Source organism: Butyricicoccus sp. AF35-5AC (assembly GCF_003477715.1).
In the GTDB taxonomy this organism is placed as follows: Bacteria; Bacillota; Clostridia; order Oscillospirales; family Butyricicoccaceae; genus Agathobaculum; species Agathobaculum butyriciproducens.
The window spans coordinates 1-20,722 of the sequence record NZ_QUDX01000001.1 but is presented as its reverse complement, the minus strand read 5'-3'; the positions used below and the strand labels follow the sequence as shown (position 1 = coordinate 20,722).

Below are 20,722 nucleotides of genomic sequence, written 5' to 3'. Positions count from 1 at the left end.
CCGCAGCTCTCATGCAAGGAGAATCATCGTTTCATGGCACAGACAAAGCACAAGGGCGGTCTGGCAGACAAGCTGATTTTATTCGCGCTGCAGCTTGGTGTGGCCGGTGTGCCGATTGCGACCGTTATCTCCAATATGCTGAGCGCAGGCATGGTTCTCACTCACCTTGCCCGCCGGAATGACGATTTTGCGTTACAATTAAGGCAACACCCGACAGGAATATCCTATCGGGTGTTTTTCTATGTCTAAGAGAGATTTTATCGCAGGTTCGGTGTTGAACACGCGGATATCCATCCGTTCACCTTTCGGGGCAGCGCGCCAAGTCTGAGACGCACCCTTCTTCTCAACGGCAGCACTGCGAATCGGCTTGTCTACGTTCTTTTCTCCGAAAGTCATGGTAAATTTTCCTCTGCCGTTCCCTATATGGAAGCGGTCGCCGGTCTCTGACCTGCGGACTAAGAAATAAAGGAACCGGGATTCACAAAGGCGGAAACCTTGGTGTCCACCCTTGTGCCCCTGCCGGGCAGGCAAGAGACCGCGATACCTTATCGCATAATAAGATACACCGTATAGACAGCATACATTGCCACCATGGCGATACCCGGCACACGTCCGAGCTTGCCCTTGCGCGCCGGCAGATAAAATACCGCGCTGATGGCAATCAGGAACAGGCAGTCAACGATAGAGGTCGCCTGCACCGGAATCGGCGTGATAACCGACGAAACGCCGAGAATCAGGAAAATATTAAACAGGTTTGAGCCGATAACATTGCCCATTGCAATGTCGTTCTGTCCCTTGCGTGCAGCCACGATAGAAGTGACAAGCTCAGGCAGGCTGGTGCCCATGGCCACAATGGTCAGACCGATGAGCGTTTCACTCAGGCCGAACATACGAGCAATGCCGGTCGCGCCGTTTACGGCCAGCTGACCGCCGATCACGATGCACGCCAGACCGAGCAGGATATTCACCCAGATCATCGCAGTGGACATGGGTGCTTCCGCTTCCTCGGCCTCAGCTTCTGCAGCTGCGGCAGCAAGCTGCTCGCGGTTCTGCAGTGCGGTGCGGATCTGGTGCGTCAGAATGAATGCGAATATAATCAGCAGTACAACGCCTTCCCAACGGGCGATGGTCAGGTCGGGTGCGATGGCGCCCAGCAGCAGCACAGCCGCGAGAATGGACAGCGGCCAGTCACGGCGGAGCAGCGTTTTATCCATCACAAGCGGACAGACAGCGGCGGACAGACCGGCCACCACCAGCAGATTAAAAATGTTCGAGCCGACAACATTGCCGACCGCAATCTCGTTTGCACCGCGCAGGGCTGCGGTGACACTGACCGCCAGCTCCGGCATGGACGTGCCGAACGCAACGATGGTCAGACCGATCAGCAGCGGTGATACGCCCAGCTTGCGCGCCAGTGCGGATGCACCCGCAACAAACTTATCCGCACCCCAGATCATAAGTGCAAAGCCGATCACCAGAAATACAAATGACAGCATACAGTTTCCTCCTTCGTTTCCGGAAAATCTCGGGCAGCACCGCACCTTCACGGCAATGCCCTTGTCCCCAACAGTGTACATGCTTACGAGGGAGTTTTCGCTCGATTTCCGGCTGCAGAGCACAAAAAAAGACTTTTACCGCATACTGCGGTAAAAGTCTTGCTGCTTACGGCTCGGTACGGATTGACTTTTCGTCAATCGGGCTTGTCGGCACCGACCACGCGCTCTCGCGTGAGCTACTCCCTTTTACAGTAACTATCATATGGGAAAAAAAGCGATTAGTCAAGCCGAACTTGTGGAAATGTACACAATCTTTACGGGACAACCCCTTATAGCAGTTCAGACAAATACTGCAACAAGTGCGCGCATACAGCACGCAAATAGCATCGTCAATTTCATTCGCCATGCGCCCAGCATGGCTTCATAAAATTTCCTTGCTCTTTGCGCGCTTTATACGCTACTTTTGCCGCATTATTTATCTAAACTGCTATAATTCACGAAAAAATCTTTACAAGTCCCTCGTGAACCTATATACTATAAGGTACTGAAATTTTGAACAATCTGAAAGTGAAGGAGCATTTTCATGCTGGAATTTGAGGAATACAAGGTCAAGCTGAACAACCTCAAGCCCGAGCTTGAGGAGCTGTACACCTCGCTCGGTCTGGAGCAGGCGAAGCGTGAGGTAGAGGAGCTGGAGATCAAGTCCTCTCAGCCGGGTTTCTGGGATAATCCGGAGGAGAGCCAGAAGATCGTCTCCCGCATGGGCTCGCTCAAGGGCAAGGTTGAAGCGTATAATAAGATGACCGAGCTGTGCGATGACCTGCTCACCATCTGCGAGATGGCGATTGAAGAAAACGACGAATCCATGCTTGAGGAGCTGGAAAGCGGCTACAAGGAGCTGGAGGACGGTATTGCCGAGCAGAAGCTGGGCACGCTGCTGACCGGCGAGTACGACAGCCACAACGCACTCGTATCCTTCCATGCCGGTGCAGGCGGCACCGAGGCACAGGACTGGTGCGCGATGCTGTACCGCATGTACACCCGCTGGGCAGAGCGTCACGGCTTTACCTATAAGATCATGGACTACCAGGATGGCGATACCGCGGGTATCAAGTCTGCCGATATTCTCATCGAGGGTGAAAACGCCTACGGCTTCCTCAAGGGTGAAAACGGCGTACACCGTCTGGTCCGTATCTCTCCGTTTGATGCATCCGGCCGCCGTCAGACCTCGTTCTCGGCGGTAGAGGTCGTTCCGGATATTCCGGATACCTCCACGGACTTTGAGATCAAGCCGGATGATTACGAAATGCAGGTTTACCGTTCGTCCGGTGCAGGCGGTCAGCACATCAATAAGACCTCGTCTGCGGTTCGACTGATCCATAAGGCGACCGGTATTGTTGTAGCCTGCCAGACCGAGCGAAGCCAGCTGCAGAATAAGGAGAACTGTCTGCGCATGCTGCGTTCCAAGCTGGTTGAGATCAAGGAGCGCGAGCATCTTGAGAAAATCTCGGACATCAAGGGCGTTCAGCAGAAGATTGAATGGGGCAGCCAGATTCGCTCCTACGTTTTCATGCCGTATACGCTCGCCAAGGATACGCGTACCGGCTTTGAAAATGCCAATATCAACGCTGTAATGGATGGCGATATTGACGGTTTTATCAACGCATACCTGTCTGCACTCGCCACCGGCGTGTGGGAAGGCAGCAAGGGCGGCAGCATGTAATTTACCGCACTTCGCGTTACCGCCGTACCCACGGCGGTGGGCACAAGGATGGACACCAAGGTTTCCACCCTTGTGAATCCCGTTTCCTTTATTTCTTAGTCTGGCGCAGACCAGAGACCGGCGACCGCTTCGAAAAAGAGGAACGACAGAGGATTTTTCCTCTCATAAGGACGGACCTACTTCGGGTCCGTCCTTTTCTTTTACCTATTCGCAGTTCGGTTACCCTACTGCTACACATACGGTTCAGTCTACGCTGAGTGCGGCATAACAGTGCCGCACGATTCGTTAGCGCGTTATAACAGACAGCACCCGCGAAGATAAATTGTGCCAAACAGACAGATTCGCAGGTGCCTTCTGGTATAACGTGCCCAAAAATTGCGCGACACGGTTATGTCGCGCTCTGCGTAACGTAGCCGACATGTGTAGCAGTACGCTGTCTGCGAACTGCGAATATTTCACGAAAGACACGCTGTGATAACCCGACTGCCGTTCCCCTTTTCGAAGCGGTCGCCGTTCTCTGGTCTGCGCCGGACTACGAAATAAAAGGAAGTGGGAGTTAAGAGGGTAGAAACCTTGGTGTCTACCCTCTTGCCCCGCCGCGGGGCGCGGCACGTTCCCGCCGTCCGCAGACGGCGAATCCCCGCACAGTCGGTGCTGAAAAGGTTCCACCCGGAAAATCCCGCTTGCTGAAATTACCATTTTGACAAATCCCGCGCATTCCGCGTGATACAATAACACTCCGCGGCACCGGCATGGAGTCATCTAATTATCCACAAGTCTGTGGATAAATCCGTGCAAAATCACGCCGCAACGGAGGAGTTTTTACGCAGACAGCAGTTTTCACCGCAGCGGCTAAAACAAACGCGCTTCCGCTGCGATTTTACCCGTTACGCAACAATATCGCGCTGTGCACGCTCGGTGCAGACGAACGGCCGCTGACCGGTCACGATGAAGTCACCTCGGTGGACCGCAGTCTGGTGCTGAGCAGCACCGCCGTCCATCTCGGTGAGCACGGCAGCATCCACGACCTCGCCGAAAGCGAAATCTACCGCTGGGCCAACGTGCGCGGCTACGTTGCACTGCACCGCACCCAGCCCATCTATCTGAGCGAAAACCGCTGCATGATGCACCTGCGGCTGACCGGTGTGCGGCTCGGCATGGAGCAGGTGGTAGTCTACACCCGGCTTTCCGGTGGCATGGCGCGTGTAGACCGCCTGTGGCATCCCCTGTCCGAACGGGAAAACGACCCGTCCGCCGCCGTGTTTGCCGCCACAGCCGCCGCTTTAACAGCTCTATAATATCAGCAATTTGCTTATTCACAAAAAATTTATTTATATCCTGTCCACTTTATGCTATAATACTATCGTATATGTAACAAATGGGGCTATTGCGCCCTTTTGAAAGGCTGAAGAAAAGTAATGGCTAATTTTTTGACCAAAATTTTCGGCACGCACTCGTCGCACGAGCTGAAAAAGATCTACCCCATTGCGGATAAAGTGGACGCACTCGAAGAGCAGTTCAAAAAGCTGACCGACGACGAGCTGCGCGCCAAGACAGACGAATTCAAGCAGCGCTACCAGAACGGCGAAACGCTCGACCAGCTTTTGCCGGAGGCATTTGCCACCTGCCGTGAAGCCGCATGGCGCGTACTCGGTATGCGTCATTACCGTGTACAGGTCATCGGCGGTATCGTCCTGCATCAGGGCCGTATCGCAGAGATGAAGACCGGTGAAGGCAAGACCCTTGTGGCTACCCTTCCCGCTTATCTGAACGCACTGACCGGCAAGGGCGTACACATTGTCACCGTCAACGACTACCTCGCCAAGCGAGACAGTGAGTGGATGGGCAAGGTATACCGCTTCCTCGGCCTCAAGGTTGGCCTTGTCATTCACGAGGTCCCGCCGCAGGCCCGCAAGGCGATGTACGCCGCTGACATTACCTACGGCACGAACAACGAGTTCGGTTTCGACTACCTGCGCGACAACATGGCGATCTACAAAAATGCAATGGTTCAGCGTGACCATGCGTTCGCCATCGTCGATGAGGTTGACTCCATCCTGATTGATGAGGCGCGTACGCCGCTGATCATTTCCGGTCAGGGCGAGAAGTCCTCTCAGCTGTACGAGATCGCGGACCGCTTTGCCGCTCAGCTTTCCTGCCTGCGCGTCAAGGAAGTGGATGCCAAGGAGGAGCAGGACGACATCGATGCCGATTACATCGTCGATGAAAAGGCCAAGACCGCGACGCTGACCCCGCACGGTCAGAAGCGCGCCGAGGCTTACTTTAAGGTGGAAAACCTGTCCGACCCTGCGAATACCACGCTGCAGCACCACATTAACCAGGCCATCAAGGCACGCGGCGTTATGCAGCGCGATGTAGACTACGTTGTCCGTGACGGTCAGGTCATTATTGTTGATGAGTTTACCGGCCGTCTGATGTTCGGCCGCCGCTACAACGAGGGTCTGCATCAGGCGATCGAGGCCAAGGAAGGCGTAAAGGTCGAGCACGAGAGCAAGACGCTGGCAACCATCACCTTCCAGAACTACTTCCGTCTGTACGGTAAGCTGTCCGGCATGACCGGTACCGCGCTGACCGAGGAGGAGGAGTTCCGCCACACCTATCAGCTGGACGTTATCGAAATCCCGACCAACAAGCCGATCGCCCGTAAGGACAATCCGGATGCGGTTTACAAGAACGAGCGCGGTAAGATCATGGCGACCATTGCCCGCATTGAGCAGTGCCACGCAAAGGGTCAGCCGATTCTGGTCGGCACGGTTTCCATCGAAAAGTCTGAGGAACTGAGCAAGATCCTGAAGGCCAAGGGCATCAAGCACACCGTCCTGAACGCAAAGTATCACGAGCGCGAGGCAGAGATCGTTGCACAGGCCGGCAAGCCGGGCGCAGTTACCATTGCAACCAACATGGCAGGCCGTGGTACCGATATCATGCTCGGCGGCAACGCTGAGACCATGGCGCTGGATGAAATTAAGAAGTATCTCCGTCACGAGGTCGAGGACCGTGTGCAGAAGGGCGAGATGGACGAGCGCGTTGCGCACGACTACATCGACCACATGATCTACGAGGCAAACGGCCATGCCGACACCGACGATCAGGAGGTTCTGGCTATCCGTGCCAAGTTTGAGGAACTGTACAGCAAGTTCAAGACCGAGACCGACGCGGCAGCCGAAAAGGTTCGTGCGGCAGGCGGTCTGTATATCCTCGGCACCGAGCGTCATGAATCCCGCCGAATCGACAACCAGCTGCGCGGCCGTGCCGGCCGTCAGGGCGACCCCGGCGAATCCAGCTTCTACATTTCACTGGAGGATGACCTCATGCGTCTGTTCGGCTCCGAGCGTATCCAGAACATGATGGACACCCTCGGCATTGCCGATGACGAGCCGATCGACCAGAAGATTCTGTCCGGCGCGATTGAAAATGCCCAGAAGAAGATCGAATCCCGCAACTTCGGCGTTCGTAAGCACGTCCTTGAGTATGACGATGTGCTGAACACCCAGCGTCAGACCATCTACGCACAGCGTCTGCAGGTGCTCGAGGGCAAGGACGTTAAGGACAACATCGTCAAGATGATTGACGAGACCATCGCCCATGCGGTTCATGCCGCCATTGGCGAGCATAACCTGATTTCGACCGAGATGGTTGAACAGGCGCGCCGTCCGTTCATCGGCGTATTCCTGCGTCCGGAGGACTGCACCTTCACGCCCGAGGAGTGCGACGATCTGACCGCTGACCAGCTGACCAACATTCTGGCAGATCAGGCGCACAAGGTTTATGACGCTAAGGAGCAGGCCCTTGGCTCGCCCATCATGCGTGAGCTGGAGCGCGTTGTACTGCTCAAGAACGTAGACAGCAAGTGGATGGACCACATCGACGCTATGACCGAGCTGCGCAACGGCATCGGCCTGCGTGCATACGGTCAGTACGATCCGGTGGTCGAGTATAAGCGCGAGGGCTTTGATATGTTCGACGCGATGATCGATTCCATCCGTGAGGATACCGTCCGCATGATTTTCCTTGCACAGGTTCGCACCCGTGAGGAACCCAAGCGTGAGCAGGTAGCCAAGGAGACCGGCGCAGCAGGCGCAACCGACGGTTCTGTCAAGGCAGAGCCCAAGCGTGCCGGCAAAAAGCCCGGCCCGAATGATCCGTGCCCGTGCGGCAGCGGCAAGAAGTATAAGAAATGCTGCTACCTCAAGCCGGACGACCCGTATAAATAACTGTCGCGAAACCGGACTTTATTGACAGACTGAAACAGGAGAGAACCGAGGTTCTCTCCTGTTTTTATTTAATTGAACGCTTCATCATTTTGTTCGGCGAACATACGCTGCACACGGTCAAGCAGGATGGGATATCCGGCGAGTGTTGGGTCGGCGACCAGCAGCGCTTCCGCTTCCTCGCGGGCGTTCTGCATGAGCGCAAGGTCAGCCGCTAAATCCGCAACGTGCAGTGCGGGCAGACCGTGCTGCCGCTGACCGAAAAAGTCACCCGGACCGCGCTGCGCGAGGTCTGCGCGTGCGACCTCGAAGCCGTCGCCGGTCCTGCACAGGATGCGCAGGCGCTCCCGCGCGACCTGTCCCTTGTCCGCGCCGAAGAACACGCAGTACGACTGCCGTGTGCCGCGGCCGACACGTCCGCGCAGCTGGTGCAGCTGCGACAGACCGAACCGGTCTGCGTCCTCGACCACCATCAGATTGGCGTTCGGCACGTCCACACCGACCTCGATAACCGTTGTTGCGACCAGAATATCGTATTTCTGCGCTGCAAAATCGCGCATGATCTGATCTTTTTCCGCGTTTTTCATGCGTCCGTGCAGTACAGCCACGTGCCGGTGCGGAAGCAGCTTCTGCAGGTCTTTTGCATGCTGCTCCGCGCTTTTCAGCTTTGTTTCCGCATTTTCGCTGTCCTCGATGAGCGGACACACAACGTAAGCCTGTCCGCCGAGACCGACCTGCTTATCAATGAAGGCAGTAATACGCTTGCGCATGTTTTCGCCCACGGCGTAGGTCTCGACCGGACTTCTTCCGGGCGGGATCTCGTCCAGCACGGATACATCCAGATCGCCGTACATGATGAGTGCGAGCGTGCGCGGAATCGGCGTAGCCGACATGACGAGCACATGCGGCGAGCCGCCTTTCGCGGACAGCGCGGCACGCTGCGCCACACCGAACCGGTGCTGCTCATCCGCGATAACGGCACCCAACCGATGAAACTGCACACCCTGCTGAATGAGCGCGTGCGTGCCCACGACCACCTGCGCCGCACCGGTCTCGATGGCGGCGAGCGCCGCCCGCTTCTGCGCGGCAGTCATCGAGCCGGTGAGCAGCGTGCACGAGATGCCCAGCTTGTCCAGCATAGGGGCAAGCGTCTCCGCGTGCTGCGCGGCGAGGATTTCGGTCGGCGCCATGAAAGCCGCCTGCCAGCCGTTCTGCGCGGCCAGCGCACACAATCCGGCCGCTACCACTGTCTTGCCCGAGCCGACATCACCCTGCACCAGCCGGTTCATCGGCCGTCCGGAGGCGCAGTCTGCCGCGATCTCCATAATCGCACGCCGCTGTGCACCGGTCGGCGTAAACGGCAGGGCTTCAAAGAACGAATCCAATCCATTCGAGGTAAAAACAATGCCGGAATCCGCTTTTCGGCGCTCCTTCAGCTGCTGCAGACCGCAGCAGAGCAAAAACAGCTCCTCGAATACCATACGTCGGCGTGCCTGCGCCACATCGTCCTTGGTTTTCGGCCGGTGAATTGCAGAAAGTGCGTCTACTGCGTCCGGCAGGCGGTATTTCGCCCGCAAAAGTTCGGGCAGCGGATCGGGCCATTCACCGGTCAGCGTGTCGAGCGCGGCAGCGGTTACACGCTCGAGATCGCGCTGGGTCAGTCCCGCCGTCAGCGGATAGACCGGCACGATGCGTCCCGGGTGGTCAGCGTCCGGTGCGACCTTCTCCGACTGCGGGGAGACCATCGTGCGGCCGCGCCCGAATCCTTGCACCTTGCCGTAGAACACATACTCCTGTCCCACGCGGAGCTGCGCCGCAGCATATGGATTGTTGAAATAGGTGACGTTCAGCGTGCCGGTTTCGTCGTAAATCGTGCACTTGACCAGCGTCAGGCCCTTGCGGATACGGTTGACCCTGGGTTCGGTGCCGACCACAGCGCGCACGGCGTACTTGTCCTCCATGTCGATTTCCGCAATCGGCGTGATGTGAGTGCGATCCTCGTAGTCGCGCGGGTAGGTCTCGAGCGCGTCACGAAGCGTGCGGATATGCAGTTTTTCGAGCAGCTTCGCCTTTTTCGGGCCGATGCCCTTGACGAACTGGATGCTGTCATCAACCGATGGCATGAGGATTCTCCTTTGGGAATTTTGATTTGCAAGGCACCCGCTTTACGGGGCGCACGAACCGCGCAGGCGGTTCGCCCATTCTGGGCGGCGCCCTTTTTTCTGCACCAATTGACCGGGGCGCACGAACCGCGCAGACGGTTCGCCCTAACGGGCGGAGCGTTTTTCGCTGAAGTTCAGCGGGGATTCGCCTACGCGGCGGGCGCATAAGAGGGATGGACACCAAAGGTTTCCACCCCTCTTATGAATCTCCCCGTTTCCTCTTAGCACGGCGAAATTTGCAGAACTGAGACTATAAAGGAACGGCAGAGGATTTTTTCTTCCGCAGGACGACTGATAGCCGTCCATGTATCCGCGTATTCGCAGGGTCAGATACCTTACTGCTACACATACGGGCAACTCTACGCTGGGTGCGGCATAACAGTGCCGCACAATTCGTTAGCGCGTTACAATAGACAGGGCCTACGCAAGATAAAAGGTACCAAACGCATAAATTCATAGGTGCCATGCGTTATAACATGCCAAAGGGTTGCGCGACACGAGTATGTCGCGCTTGCGGAGACTGAACCGTCTGCGTAGCAGTACGCTATCTGTGAACTGCGAACAGGTTGCGAAAGACACGCTGTGGTAACTCGACTGCCGTTCCCCTTTTCGAAGCGGTCGCCGCTCTCTGGTCTGCGCCAAACTAACAAACAAAGGGAAACGGGTGAAAATCAGAGGGTGGAAACCGCAGGTGTCTACCCTCTTGTGCGCCCGCGCGGCGTCAGCGCACGTCCCCCGCTCAGCCGGTACTGAAAAAGGCTGCTCTTAATACTCGCGGTAAACCGCCTTCACCACGCCTAAAATCTGGCACCCGGTGCCGTTGATCGGCGGATACGCCGGATTCTCCGGCATGAGCCATACGCCGTCCGGCGTGATGTTGAGCGTCTTGCAGGTAGCCTCATCCTCGAGCAGCGCGATCACGATGTCGCCGTTGCGCGCCTGTATATCCTGCCGGATAATGACCAGATCATCATCCATAATGCCCACGCCGATCATCGAATCGCCGCGAATGCGCAGCGCGTAATACTCGCCGCCTCCCGCTGCCGGTTCGAACGGCACATAGCCGATATGCTCCTCCACCGCGAGGATCGGCATACCGGCGGTGACACGGCCCAGAATCGGCACGCGCGGCACCATGGAAGGGCCGCTGACCGGCGTCAGCGCACGCGATTTATGCTCATTCGGCTCCAGATAACCGGCCTCCTGCAGCTTTTTCAGGTGCGCATGCACGGTGGACGGCGACCGCAGTCCCATCTCTGCACCAATCTCGCGCACCGAAGGCGGATAGCCGTGTTCGAGGGAATAACTGCTTATATAATCCAGTATCTGCTGTTGTTTGGCGGAAATCTTCTTCATTTTCGGCACTCCTCGCTGTTTCCGTCGGAACATACGTTCGTAATTTTATCCTTATTATACCGCAATCCGCCGCAATAAGCAAACATTTGTTTGCATTAACCTGCACGAATTTTCCGCGTTATTCGACACTATCCTTCAATTTATCCATTTTCTGCCGCTGTGTTGAAAAATAACGCAGTTTCATCACCGCATTGCTTGTATTTTACATGATTTTGTTATATCATATAAACAGCAAAAGTATTGATTATTGCAAGGGGACCCGCATTCTGCACCCCTAACTCGCAGGGAGGTTTTTATATGACCATCAAGACCGATCTCGGATATATCGACATTACCAACGAGGTGCTGGCTGGCATTGCCGGTTACGCAGCATCCTCCTGCTTCGGTGTCAAAGGCATGACTATCCGCTCCATGTCGGACGGACTGGCGCACCTGCTCGGACTGGAAAACCAGTCGCGCGGCGTAAAGGTCACCGAGGCTGTGGACGGCGGTGTCAACATCGACCTGCACATTGCAGTCGAGCACGGTGTGAATATTGCCACCGTCTGCCGCTCTATCATCGGCGAGGTACGCTACAACGTTGAGCGCCTGACCGGTGTGGACGTGAAGAACGTCGATATCTATGTAGAGAGTATTAAGGCGGACTGACCTATAGGGGACTTCGCAAGTCCCCTATATACGGAAGTCAGTTCCGGAGAAACTGACTTCCGATACCCGAACGTCGCCGTCCAGGACGGCTGAGTCGGGGTAACAAAACCCACGCACATGTCGCGGGTTTTGTTGCGGCGAAATACGCCGCTGATTGCATGCCGCGGCGTAACCGCGGACGTCTGCGGACGGAGCCAATGGCTCGGATTGCCCGAAGGAAATCCTGCCATGCGGTTACGGTTTGCAAGCAAACCGAAATCTTATTACGCGCAACTGCGCGGTTACTTTTTTTAGGGAGAGATTAAATTAAATGGCAGATCAGAAAATCAACGGTGCGCTGTACCGGTCCATGGTGATCGAGGGCGCACTCGCCATTGCCGAAAAGAAGGAACAGGCAAACGAACTGAACGTATTCCCGGTGCCGGACGGCGATACCGGAACGAATATGTCCATGACGATGGGTTCCGCGATGGCTGAGATGGAAAAGCTCGCTGAGCCGACCCTCGCCAAAGCGGCGGATGCGACCGCTTCCGCGCTGCTGCGCGGCGCACGCGGCAACTCGGGTGTTATCCTGTCGCTGCTGTTCCGCGGCATGGCGAAAAAGCTGCGCGAGACCGAGGAGGCTGACGGCCGCACCCTCGCGCTTGCGCTGCGCGAAGGCGTAGACACCGCCTACAAGGCGGTTATGAAGCCCGCTGAGGGCACCATCCTGACCGTATCGCGCGTTGCAGCACAGCACGCGGTCGAGCTGTGTCAGGCCGAGCCGACGCTCACCGCAGAGCAGGTTCTGGCAGCGATCCTCGAGCAGGGCCACACCGCACTTGAGGAAACCGTTCACCAAAATCCGGTGCTCGAAAAGGCAGGCGTGGTTGACGCCGGCGGCTTCGGCTTTATCACCATCTTCGAGGGCATGCTGGACGCGCTGCGCGGCATCCACAAGGAACGTGCTGTTGCGGCAGAGCCGACCAAGTCCACCGCAGACTTCGCTGCGATCAACGACGAGGACATCACCTTCACCTACTGCACCGAGTTCATCGCATCCCGCAAGGACAAGGCACGCAATGTTGCCCGTCTGCGCTCTATCCTGAACGAAATCGGCGATTCGCTGGTTGTTGTCGAGGATGATGATATCGTCAAGGTACACGTTCACACCGACCAGCCGAACAAGGCGCTCGAGGAGGGTCTGAAATTCGGTCCGCTGCTGACCGTTAAGATCGAAAACATGCGCGAGCAGCACACCGCCAAGGTAATCGAGGGCACGGCAGACGCGCCCAAGGAGCGCGTGATCGTTCCGGCAGAGAAGAAGTTTGGCTTTGTAGCCGTTGCTGCCGGTGAGGGTCTCAAAACCCTGTTTACCGACCTCGGTGCGGACGTTGTCGTACAGGGCGGACAGACCATGAACCCGTCCACCGACGACATTCTGCACGCTGTCGATGCCGTTCCGGCAGAGATCGTTTTCGTGCTGCCGAACAACAAGAACATCATCATGGCTGCCGAGCAGGCGGTTCATCTCTCCGAGGAGAAAAAGGTGATCGTCGTGCCGACCAAGACCATCCCGCAGGGCATTTCGGCTATGCTGGCAGTCGATCCGGAAGCTGAGCAGGACAGCGAGCTGGCGCTTGCCATGCTGGACGCGACAAAGCACGTCCGCAGCGGTCAGGTGACGTATGCGGCCCGCGACAGCGAGTTTGACGGCAAGAAGATCAAGCAGGGCGAGTATCTCTCTCTGTGCGAGGGCAAGCTGTGCGCCAACGGCAAGGAAACCTCGGTCCTCAAAAAGCTGGCTCGTGAGATGGTCTCCGACGACAGCGCGTTTGCAACCGTTATCTTCGGCGAAGGCGTTACCGAGGAGCAGGCCGCTGAGGTTGAAAACCTGCTGCACAAGGAAAATAAGGAGATGGAGATCAACGTCATCAACGGCGGTCAGCCGGTTTACTACTACATCATTTCGGTGGAGTAAACCATCTCTCTAAGCATAAAAAAGCATCGGAAACTGCGTTTCCGATGCTTTTTTCGTGAAATTTCGTCTGCTGCGATTTACTTTACAAGCTCAGCTGCCATATCGAACATGGTCTGTGCGTCCAGACCGGTATCAAAGCCGCTGATGAGGTACGTTGCGCCGTCCTGCTCCCAGAGTACGGACTGGAACATCTTATCCTCCACCTCGTCCGAGCCATAATAGCTGATAACGAGTTCGCCGTTCTTCTCCTGCTGCTTTTCCTCGTCAGACTTCTCGTAGTCGTCCGGTACGAAGCGGTAGTGCGCATCGCGATAGGTCAGCGTAACGCCGTTTACCTCGGCAGTCGTTGCCGGAACCGGATTCTCCATCTCGTCCTCGCTGAACACGGTGTAGCTCTTGTGCGCGGACAGATTCAGCTCCGCGCCATCCTTCGTGTAGGTCGCATCCACCTCGGCGATTTTCTCCGTTTCACCCACACCATTCCGTGCGGTGGTATCCACATCAGAGCCGTAGCTGAACGTATACTCGCCAATCTTGTCCGGCAGCGTGAGCGCTACACCGGCATCCGCCAGATGCGCCTGCGTGCTCGACAGATCCAGCCGCTGGTCAGACCAGCCCTTACTGAAAATGCCGCCCATTCCACCTGCCGCAAATGCGCCGGTCACCGCAATCGCAGCGACAGCGGCAACCGCCACAAAGCGTTTGCTCCACAGATGACGCTTGCGTGCCGGTGCATTGTTCAGTGCGAATTTGACGCGCGCCTGCATCGAATCCGGTGCATGCAGCTCATCTGCACACTGATGCAGCATTTCCTTGATTTCACGTTCCATTTTGATTTCATCCATGATTTGCAGCCTCCTTCGGCTTCCGTTCTTCGGTCAGCGCCTGCCGCAGATGGCGGCGAGCGGAAAAAAGGCGGGATTTCACCGTTCCCTCGGTCACGCCGGTCGCCTGCGCGATCTCACGCACCGAGCGATCATCGAAGTAATACAGCACCACGGTCACGCGGCGTTTTTCGTCCAGTGTGTCGAGGGCGGCATACAGGCGGCGCTGCTCATCCGTCCGCAGCACGGCGGACAGTGCGCTTTCGCTCTCACCTGCATCGAAAAATTCGGATACCGGCGTTTCCCGCTTGGCTTTGCGGCAGTACTTCCATGCCGCGCGGGACAGCGTTCTGAGCAGCCACGGCCGGAATTTGCTGCCGTCCCGCAGGGATTTGATGGACTGCGCACAGGTGACAAAGGCCTCCTGCGCCAGATCCTCGCCGTCCGTCCTGCTGCCGGTGATCAGGCACGCAAGGCGGTATGCATCGTCCTTGTAGCGCTCGTACAGCTCATCGAACGCCTGCATATCGCCGTGCTGCATGCGGCTGACAAGCTCTTTATCGTTCATAACTTTCTATCCTTTCCCTGGGTGCGTCTGTATATAAGAGCAGCCACTCCGGATTCGGTTCATTTTATTTTCGGTGAAACCCGCGTCCTTTGACGCACCCGAGTATAAGAGCCGCGAAGCGGCGGGACGGTTCATTTTTATTTAACGGACACTTTGTACAGTTTTGACGGTTGCGTTTAACGTGGATGTATTCTATACTGGATGTATGAATATGCCAGTGCCGCTGACTCCAGCGATGGTGTCGCCTGCCCGGCGAGGGCACAAGAAGGAGACAACCTGCGGTTTTCTCCTTCTTGTGAATCTTCCGCTTTCCCTTGGAGGGTCTGGCGCAAACCGGAGACCGGCGACCGCTGCGAAATTGGGGAACGGCAGAGGATTTTTTCTTCCGTAGGGGAGCACAGTGTGCTCCCATTCCCCTGCCTATACGCAGTGCCAGATACTCTGCTGCTACACATGCGGTTCCGTCTCCGCAGGCGCGACATACCCGTGTCGCGCAACCCTTTGGCACGTTGTAACGGAAGGCACCTGCGAATTTAGGTATTCGCTACAATTTATCTTCGTAGGCCCTGTCTATCATAACACGCTAACGAATTGTGCGGCACTGTTATCCCCCAGGGGACCTTCTCTTGCCCTTCGGGCAATTCACCTTGTGCCGCACCCAGCGTAGATTTAACCGCATGTGTAGCAGTAATCTATCTGACACTGCGAATATGCGAATACATGGACGTGCAAAGCACGTCCTGCGGTAGAGAAAATCCTCTGTCGCGTCCTTATAGTCTCAGTTCACTAATTTTCGCCGTGCTATCCCCAAGGGAAACGGGAGTCCCAAGAGGGTAGAAACCGTAGGTGTCTACCCTTTTGGTTTCCCCGGCGAAACCGCCGCAGTTCTTTCGCTTCGCAAGCGACCATCCCCCGTTAGGGGAAAAGAAAGGAAGTGCTTCCATGAATCAGCACCAATTCTTCACAGGAGAAATTTTCGACGCCTACCGCTGGTTTGGCGCTCACATAGAGCAAAACGCTGTCGTTTTCCGTACATTTGCACCCAATGCCAGCCGCATTACGCTGACCGGCGCGTGCAACGGCTGGACCGAAACCGATCTGGTACAGGACGGCCGCAGCGGCTTCTGGTCGGTCTCTGTGCAGGACGCCCGCGCAGGTCAGTTTTACAAATACCGCATCTACGGCCCGGACGGCTCTGTCACCGAGCACTGCGATCCCTACGGCTTTGCCATGGAGCTGCGGCCTGCCTGCTGCTCGATTATCACCGACCTTGACGAGTACCGCTTCACAGACGAGGCGTGGATGGCTGACCGCACGGCTTCGCCGGACGCACCGCTGAGCATCTACGAGATGCACCTCGGCTCGTGGATGCGTAATCCGGATGACGCAAACGGCTGGTACACCTACGATGAAATCGCCCGCCGACTGATTCCCTATCTGCAGGAAAACGGCTACACGCATGTGGAGTTTCTACCGCTGTCCGAGCACCCTTTTGACGGCTCCTGGGGCTACCAGAACACCGGATTTTTTGCCCCGACCTCGCGCTACGGCACGCCGGCACAGCTGAAACTGCTGATTGACAAGCTGCATCATGCCGGTATCGGTGCGATCATGGATTTTGTACCGGTACACTTTGCCGTGGACTCCTACGGTCTGGCGAAATACGACGGCACGCACCTGTACGAATACCCGCACAGCGCGGTCGGTGAAAGTGAATGGGGCAGCTACAATTTTATTCATTCCAGACGGGAAGTACGCTGTTTTCTGCAGTCTGCAGCCGATTACTGGCTCACCGAGTTTCATTTTGACGGTCTGCGCATGGATGCGGTCTCGCGCCTGATCTACTGGCAGGGCGATCCCGCGCGCGGCATCAACGGCGACACGCTCGACTTCCTTAAAAATATGAACCGCGGTCTGAAAGCCCGCCATCCCTCGGCCCTGCTCATCGCTGAGGACTCGACTGCCTATCCCGGTATCACCCGTCCGGTGGACGAGGGCGGCTTGGGCTTCGACTACAAATGGGATCTCGGCTGGATGCACGACACGCTCGAGTTCTGTCAGACCCAGCCGGATCTGCGTCCGCGCGATCATGGCAAGCTGCTCTGGTCGATGCATTATTTCGGCAACGAACACTATCTGCTGCCGCTCTCGCACGACGAGGTTGTGCACGGCAAGGCGGCAATCGTGCAGAAAATGTGGGGCGCGGACGAATGCGACAAGTATGCGCAGGCGCGTGTGATGTATCTGTATATGTTCACACATCCGGGTAAAAAGCTGAATTTCATGGGCAACGAGCTGGGTCAGCTGTACGAATGGAGCGAAGCCGGTACACTGGACTGGGCACTGGCAGAACGTCCGTTCCACCGATTTTTCCACAGCCTGTGCATAACTTATGTGGAGAATCCCGCGCTGCACGCAGATTATGCGCCGGATAATTTCCGGTGGGCGAAAAATCATGCGGATGCGCCCTGCGTATTCGGCATGGAGCGCCGCGCAAATGGAGAAACGCTGCTCGCCCTGTGCAATTTCGCAGACAGCGAACAGGAATTCACCGCTTCCCTGCCGAAGTTTACGATTCTGCTTGACAGCAATGCTGCAGAGTTCGGCGGCACCGGAGAGACACTTGCCGTCTCCCGCAAGGATAGTCTGTGTACGGTTGCACTGCCGCGATACAGTGCGGTTCTGCTCAAGCTGTAAAATCAAAAGCGCTCTGCCAAAAACAGAGCGCTTTTCCTATTTATTCGACCGAAATCGGCTTTATCATCTGATAATGCAGTCCGTTCTCATCGCGGTACTCGCCGCGCTGCAGGAAACCGAATTTATGATAAAATCCCTGTGCACGCATGTTTTTCTCGGCGACACGAGCACACAGCTCGCGCTTGCCGAGCGCACGGTACACGCTGATGGCCTGACCGAGAATCTGTCCACTCAGACCGCAGCCGCGGTAGTCACCGGCAATGCAGAAGCCGCCGACCAGACCGATCTCCGGCTGCTCCTCCCACCAGGTTTTCAGGTAAACGAGTGCGGCCTCTTCCCCGCCTTCCAGACAGCCGAAGGTACACGCCCGCGGCGAAACCTTCTGTGCCCGCTCTACATCGCGGATGAGCGCATCCGGATCGAGGTTTGCATCCGTACCGTAGGCATTCTTGTGCAGTTCGCGCATGAATCCCACGATTTTATCCACATCCTGTGGATTCTTTGGGTCAGCGCGGCGGAACCAGATCTGCGGAGACGCCGGAATGCCCTTGGTATTCGTCCATCCAATGGACGCAAACGTGGAGTATTCCTGCGGCAAATGCGAGGCATCATTCTCGTAAACCACGTCGATATTGCCGTTTTCGTCAAATTCCAGCTTGGCAACACAGGTGTTGTCACCCCAGCCGATTTCGCCCATCTGTTCGGGTGCAAAGCCGTGTGCAATCGTCAGCATGCCGCGAATCGCACTGCCGTGCGTCACTACCGCAACCTCTTTGCCCTCATTTTCACGCACAATCGCGCGCACGCCGTCCAGCATGCGCTGACCGGCCTGCATGACCGTCTCGCCGTGCGGCGGCGCTGCCTCCCACGGACGGGCACACCACAGCGCATACTGCTCAGGCCATGTGTGCGGCAGCTCGGCCCACGGAATGTCCTCCCAGTCTCCCATATCAATCTCGCGCAGCACCGGTCGGGTCTCCACCGAAAGATGATGCGGCTCTGCCACAGCCTGTGCCGTTACGCGTGCGCGGAACAGGTCGGACGAGTAAACCGCCGCAAGCGGCACATTCTCAAACCGCTTTGCCAGATACGGCAGCTGCTTGTATGCCCGCGTGGTCAGCAGCGCGTTGTACTGACCATGACACCGGCGGTATACATTGCCCTCTGCCTCAGCGTGACGGATGATGTAGACCGTGGTTCTCATCAGCCTACCTCAACTGCACCGGACAGCTCAGTGACAGACTTCACGCCGTGTGCATCCAGCCACTCGTTCAGCTCGGCAAGCGCCTTGACCGGAGCGGTCGGGTCGTTGAACATCACCGTACCCATGGCAACCGCGTCTGCGCCCGCAAGCATCATTTCGACAATATCACGTCCGGTTCGGATGCCGCCCATGCCGAGAATCGGCACGGAAACCGCCTTACGCACCTGATATACCATGCGAACCGCAACCGGGAACACCGCCGGACCGGACAGACCGCCCATTACGTTGGACAGGATCGGCTTGCGCTTTTCGATATCAATGCGCATACCGAGCAGTGTATTGATGAGCGAAAGCGCGTCCGCACCTGCGGACTCCGCCGCGCGTGCAATCTCCGCAATATCGGTGACATTCGGGGACAGCTTGACGATCAGCGGCTTCTTCGCCTTGGCCTTGGCTGCCGAAACGACCTCCTCGACCATCTTCGGCTGGGTGCCGAATGCCATGCCGCCGCATTTTACGTTCGGGCAGGAGATGTTCATCTCGATGAGGTCAACATCCGCGTCCGAAATCTTCTCGACCATGCCCTCGTACTCCTCGACCGTGTTGCCGGAGACGTTGGCGATAATTTTGGTGTCGTACCGGCGCAGGAACGGAATCTGCTCCTCGATGAAACGGTCAATGCCCGGGTTCTGCAGACCGACACAGTTGAGAATACCCTGCGGGGTCTCCGCGATGCGCGGCGCCGGATTGCCGAGACGCTCGGTCGGTGTCAGACCCTTAACGCCGATGCCGCCAAGCTGAGACAGGTCAAAAAATTCGCCGTACTCATGGCCGAAGCCAAAGGTGCCGGATGCGGTCGTGATCGGGTTTTTCAGCTCAACGCCGCAAAAGTTCACTCTTAAATCTGCCATTACCACTCGACCTCCTCAGCATTGAACACCGGACCGTCCTTGCAGACATGACCGTAACGGGTTTCGCCATTTTCCGACTTGAGTGCGCACGCACACACCAGACAGGCACCGATGCCGCAGCCCATACGCTCCTCCATCGAAACCTGACAGGGCACGCCGGCTTCCTTTGCAATCGCCGCAATCGCCTTCAGCATAGGCTTGGGACCGCAGGCAGCCACACCGGTCGCACCTGCCACCTGCTCCTTCAGCACATCGGTGACAAAGCCGTGACGCGCGTAGGTGCCATCGTCGGTGGTGACAAAGGTCTCGCATTCATCACGGAAGTCGCCCTCCAGGATCACCGCACCCTTGTTGCGGAAACCGAGGATTGCGGCAGGCTGTGCCCCCTTTTCTACTGCCGTGCGTACACAGCCAAGCATCGGCGGTACGCCAATGCCGCCGCCGATAAAGATCGGACGGTCGCCCAGTGCCTGTACGTCAAAGCCGTGTCCAAGCGGTCCAAGCACGTCGAGCACATCGCCAACCTTGCGTTCGCTCAGCCACTTCGTGCCATCGCCCTTCACCTGAAAAACAATGCGCAGATGGCTGCCCTGCCAGGTGCAAATCGAGATCGGGCGGCGCAGCAGATGGCCCTCGCCGCATGCAATGTGGACGAACTGACCGCACTGCGTCAGTTTAACAATTTCCGGTGCGTCCAGCACCATCAGATACAGACCCTCGCCCAGCCGTGTATTTTCTACAACACGGCAGTTTTCCTGAATCGACATAACATTTCTCCCTCCGTTGATCGGTCTGCCGACGAAACAGTGGATTTTTCGACAGCAGGCGAAAAATTTTTCGATAGTTCTATTGTACAGGAAAATCGGGAAAAAGAAAAGATTCTCCTGCATTTTATGCAAAAGAAAAAGCAGCAACTTTCGTTGCTGCTTAGATGTAGGCGT

At 56.8% G+C, this 20,722-nt stretch carries 15 protein-coding genes; 7 read left to right on the top strand and 8 right to left on the bottom strand.

Going from position 1 to position 20,722, the window contains the following annotated elements; all coding sequences use genetic code 11:
• Positions 1-33 precede the first annotated feature (33 nt).
• Positions 34-249, top strand: a complete 216-nt coding sequence (locus DWZ82_RS00080) for a hypothetical protein (protein ID WP_147356894.1) — start codon at positions 34-36, stop codon at positions 247-249.
• Between the two features lie 296 nt (positions 250-545).
• Here DWZ82_RS00080 and DWZ82_RS00075 read toward each other — a convergent pair whose 3' ends face one another.
• Positions 546-1,496: a calcium/sodium antiporter gene (locus tag DWZ82_RS00075; protein WP_199667342.1), complete on the bottom strand. Its 951-nt coding sequence runs from the start codon at positions 1,494-1,496 to the stop codon at positions 546-548.
• A 583-nt stretch (positions 1,497-2,079) separates the two neighbouring features.
• On the opposite strand from DWZ82_RS00075, the gene prfB reads away from it, so the two are divergent.
• The 3 genes from prfB to secA all read left to right on the top strand — a co-directional run bounded on the left by prfB (position 2,080) and on the right by secA (position 7,454).
• Complete coding sequence (gene prfB / locus DWZ82_RS00070; protein WP_118477919.1) at positions 2,080-3,219, top strand: peptide chain release factor 2; 1,140 nt, start codon at positions 2,080-2,082, stop codon at positions 3,217-3,219.
• A gap of 962 nt (positions 3,220-4,181) precedes the next feature.
• Positions 4,182-4,517 (top strand): hypothetical protein, encoded by a 336-nt coding sequence (locus DWZ82_RS00065; protein WP_116704759.1) that lies wholly within the window; start codon positions 4,182-4,184, stop codon positions 4,515-4,517.
• A 120-nt stretch (positions 4,518-4,637) separates the two neighbouring features.
• Positions 4,638-7,454: a preprotein translocase subunit SecA gene (gene secA / locus DWZ82_RS00060; RefSeq protein ID WP_118477917.1), complete on the top strand. Its 2,817-nt coding sequence runs from the start codon at positions 4,638-4,640 to the stop codon at positions 7,452-7,454.
• Between the two features lie 68 nt (positions 7,455-7,522).
• Here the strand turns inward: secA and recG are convergent, their stop codons facing one another.
• Entirely contained in the window at positions 7,523-9,574 is a 2,052-nt protein-coding gene (gene recG / locus DWZ82_RS00055; protein ID WP_118477915.1) for an ATP-dependent DNA helicase RecG, read from the bottom strand.
• 804 nt (positions 9,575-10,378) lie between these two features.
• Complete coding sequence (gene lexA, locus DWZ82_RS00045; protein WP_110435517.1) at positions 10,379-10,969, bottom strand: transcriptional repressor LexA; 591 nt, start codon at positions 10,967-10,969, stop codon at positions 10,379-10,381.
• Positions 10,970-11,266: 297 nt separating this feature from the next.
• Here lexA and DWZ82_RS00040 point away from each other — a divergent pair, with 297 nt between their 5' ends.
• Together DWZ82_RS00040 and DWZ82_RS00035 are read left to right on the top strand one after the other, a co-directional pair.
• Entirely contained in the window at positions 11,267-11,617 is a 351-nt protein-coding gene (locus DWZ82_RS00040) for an Asp23/Gls24 family envelope stress response protein (RefSeq protein ID WP_118360094.1), read from the top strand.
• Between the two features lie 310 nt (positions 11,618-11,927).
• Positions 11,928-13,577, top strand: a complete 1,650-nt coding sequence (locus DWZ82_RS00035) for a DAK2 domain-containing protein (RefSeq protein ID WP_117752083.1) — start codon at positions 11,928-11,930, stop codon at positions 13,575-13,577.
• Between the two features lie 77 nt (positions 13,578-13,654).
• On the opposite strand, the gene DWZ82_RS00030 is transcribed toward DWZ82_RS00035, so the two are convergent.
• Together DWZ82_RS00030 and DWZ82_RS00025 are read right to left on the bottom strand one after the other, a co-directional pair.
• The gene (locus DWZ82_RS00030) at positions 13,655-14,422 is read right to left on the bottom strand and encodes a hypothetical protein (RefSeq protein WP_117752082.1); all 768 of its coding nucleotides are present in this window, start codon (positions 14,420-14,422) and stop codon (positions 13,655-13,657) included.
• A complete protein-coding gene (locus tag DWZ82_RS00025) occupies positions 14,415-14,969 on the bottom strand; it encodes an RNA polymerase sigma factor (RefSeq protein WP_116704761.1) in 555 nt (184 codons plus the stop codon). Before DWZ82_RS00025 ends, DWZ82_RS00030 begins: the two co-directional genes overlap by 8 nt.
• A gap of 942 nt (positions 14,970-15,911) precedes the next feature.
• On the opposite strand from DWZ82_RS00025, the gene glgB reads away from it, so the two are divergent.
• A complete protein-coding gene (gene glgB / locus DWZ82_RS00020) occupies positions 15,912-17,666 on the top strand; it encodes a 1,4-alpha-glucan branching protein GlgB (protein WP_118477910.1) in 1,755 nt (584 codons plus the stop codon).
• Between the two features lie 40 nt (positions 17,667-17,706).
• Here glgB and DWZ82_RS00015 read toward each other — a convergent pair whose 3' ends face one another.
• The 3 genes from DWZ82_RS00015 to DWZ82_RS00005 are packed head-to-tail and all read right to left on the bottom strand — an operon-like array spanning position 17,707 to position 20,548.
• Positions 17,707-18,870 (bottom strand): bifunctional histidine phosphatase family protein/GNAT family N-acetyltransferase, encoded by a 1,164-nt coding sequence (locus tag DWZ82_RS00015; protein WP_118360098.1) that lies wholly within the window; start codon positions 18,868-18,870, stop codon positions 17,707-17,709.
• The gene (locus DWZ82_RS00010; protein WP_110435524.1) at positions 18,870-19,781 is read right to left on the bottom strand and encodes a dihydroorotate dehydrogenase; all 912 of its coding nucleotides are present in this window, start codon (positions 19,779-19,781) and stop codon (positions 18,870-18,872) included. Before DWZ82_RS00010 ends, DWZ82_RS00015 begins: the two co-directional genes overlap by 1 nt.
• Positions 19,781-20,548, bottom strand: a complete 768-nt coding sequence (locus tag DWZ82_RS00005; protein ID WP_118360099.1) for a dihydroorotate dehydrogenase electron transfer subunit — start codon at positions 20,546-20,548, stop codon at positions 19,781-19,783. The genes DWZ82_RS00010 and DWZ82_RS00005 overlap by 1 nt, the downstream gene beginning before the upstream one ends.
• Positions 20,549-20,722 lie beyond the last annotated feature (174 nt).

Bases quoted from the DNA above. Each gene is read 5' to 3' on its own strand.
- DWZ82_RS00080 (WP_147356894.1), top strand. From the start codon at position 34: ATGGCACAGACAAAGCACAAGGGCGGTCTGGCAGACAAGCTGATTTTA.
- DWZ82_RS00075 (WP_199667342.1), bottom strand. From the start codon at position 1,496: ATGCTGTCATTTGTATTTCTGGTGATCGGCTTTGCACTTATGATCTGG.
- prfB (WP_118477919.1), top strand. From the start codon at position 2,080: ATGCTGGAATTTGAGGAATACAAGGTCAAGCTGAACAACCTCAAGCCC.
- secA (WP_118477917.1), top strand. From the start codon at position 4,638: ATGGCTAATTTTTTGACCAAAATTTTCGGCACGCACTCGTCGCACGAG.
- recG (WP_118477915.1), bottom strand. From the start codon at position 9,574: ATGCCATCGGTTGATGACAGCATCCAGTTCGTCAAGGGCATCGGCCCG.
- lexA (WP_110435517.1), bottom strand. From the start codon at position 10,969: ATGAAGAAGATTTCCGCCAAACAACAGCAGATACTGGATTATATAAGC.
- DWZ82_RS00040 (WP_118360094.1), top strand. From the start codon at position 11,267: ATGACCATCAAGACCGATCTCGGATATATCGACATTACCAACGAGGTG.
- DWZ82_RS00035 (WP_117752083.1), top strand. From the start codon at position 11,928: ATGGCAGATCAGAAAATCAACGGTGCGCTGTACCGGTCCATGGTGATC.
- DWZ82_RS00030 (WP_117752082.1), bottom strand. From the start codon at position 14,422: ATGGATGAAATCAAAATGGAACGTGAAATCAAGGAAATGCTGCATCAG.
- DWZ82_RS00025 (WP_116704761.1), bottom strand. From the start codon at position 14,969: ATGAACGATAAAGAGCTTGTCAGCCGCATGCAGCACGGCGATATGCAG.
- glgB (WP_118477910.1), top strand. From the start codon at position 15,912: ATGAATCAGCACCAATTCTTCACAGGAGAAATTTTCGACGCCTACCGC.
- DWZ82_RS00015 (WP_118360098.1), bottom strand. From the start codon at position 18,870: ATGAGAACCACGGTCTACATCATCCGTCACGCTGAGGCAGAGGGCAAT.
- DWZ82_RS00010 (WP_110435524.1), bottom strand. From the start codon at position 19,781: ATGGCAGATTTAAGAGTGAACTTTTGCGGCGTTGAGCTGAAAAACCCG.
- DWZ82_RS00005 (WP_118360099.1), bottom strand. From the start codon at position 20,548: ATGTCGATTCAGGAAAACTGCCGTGTTGTAGAAAATACACGGCTGGGC.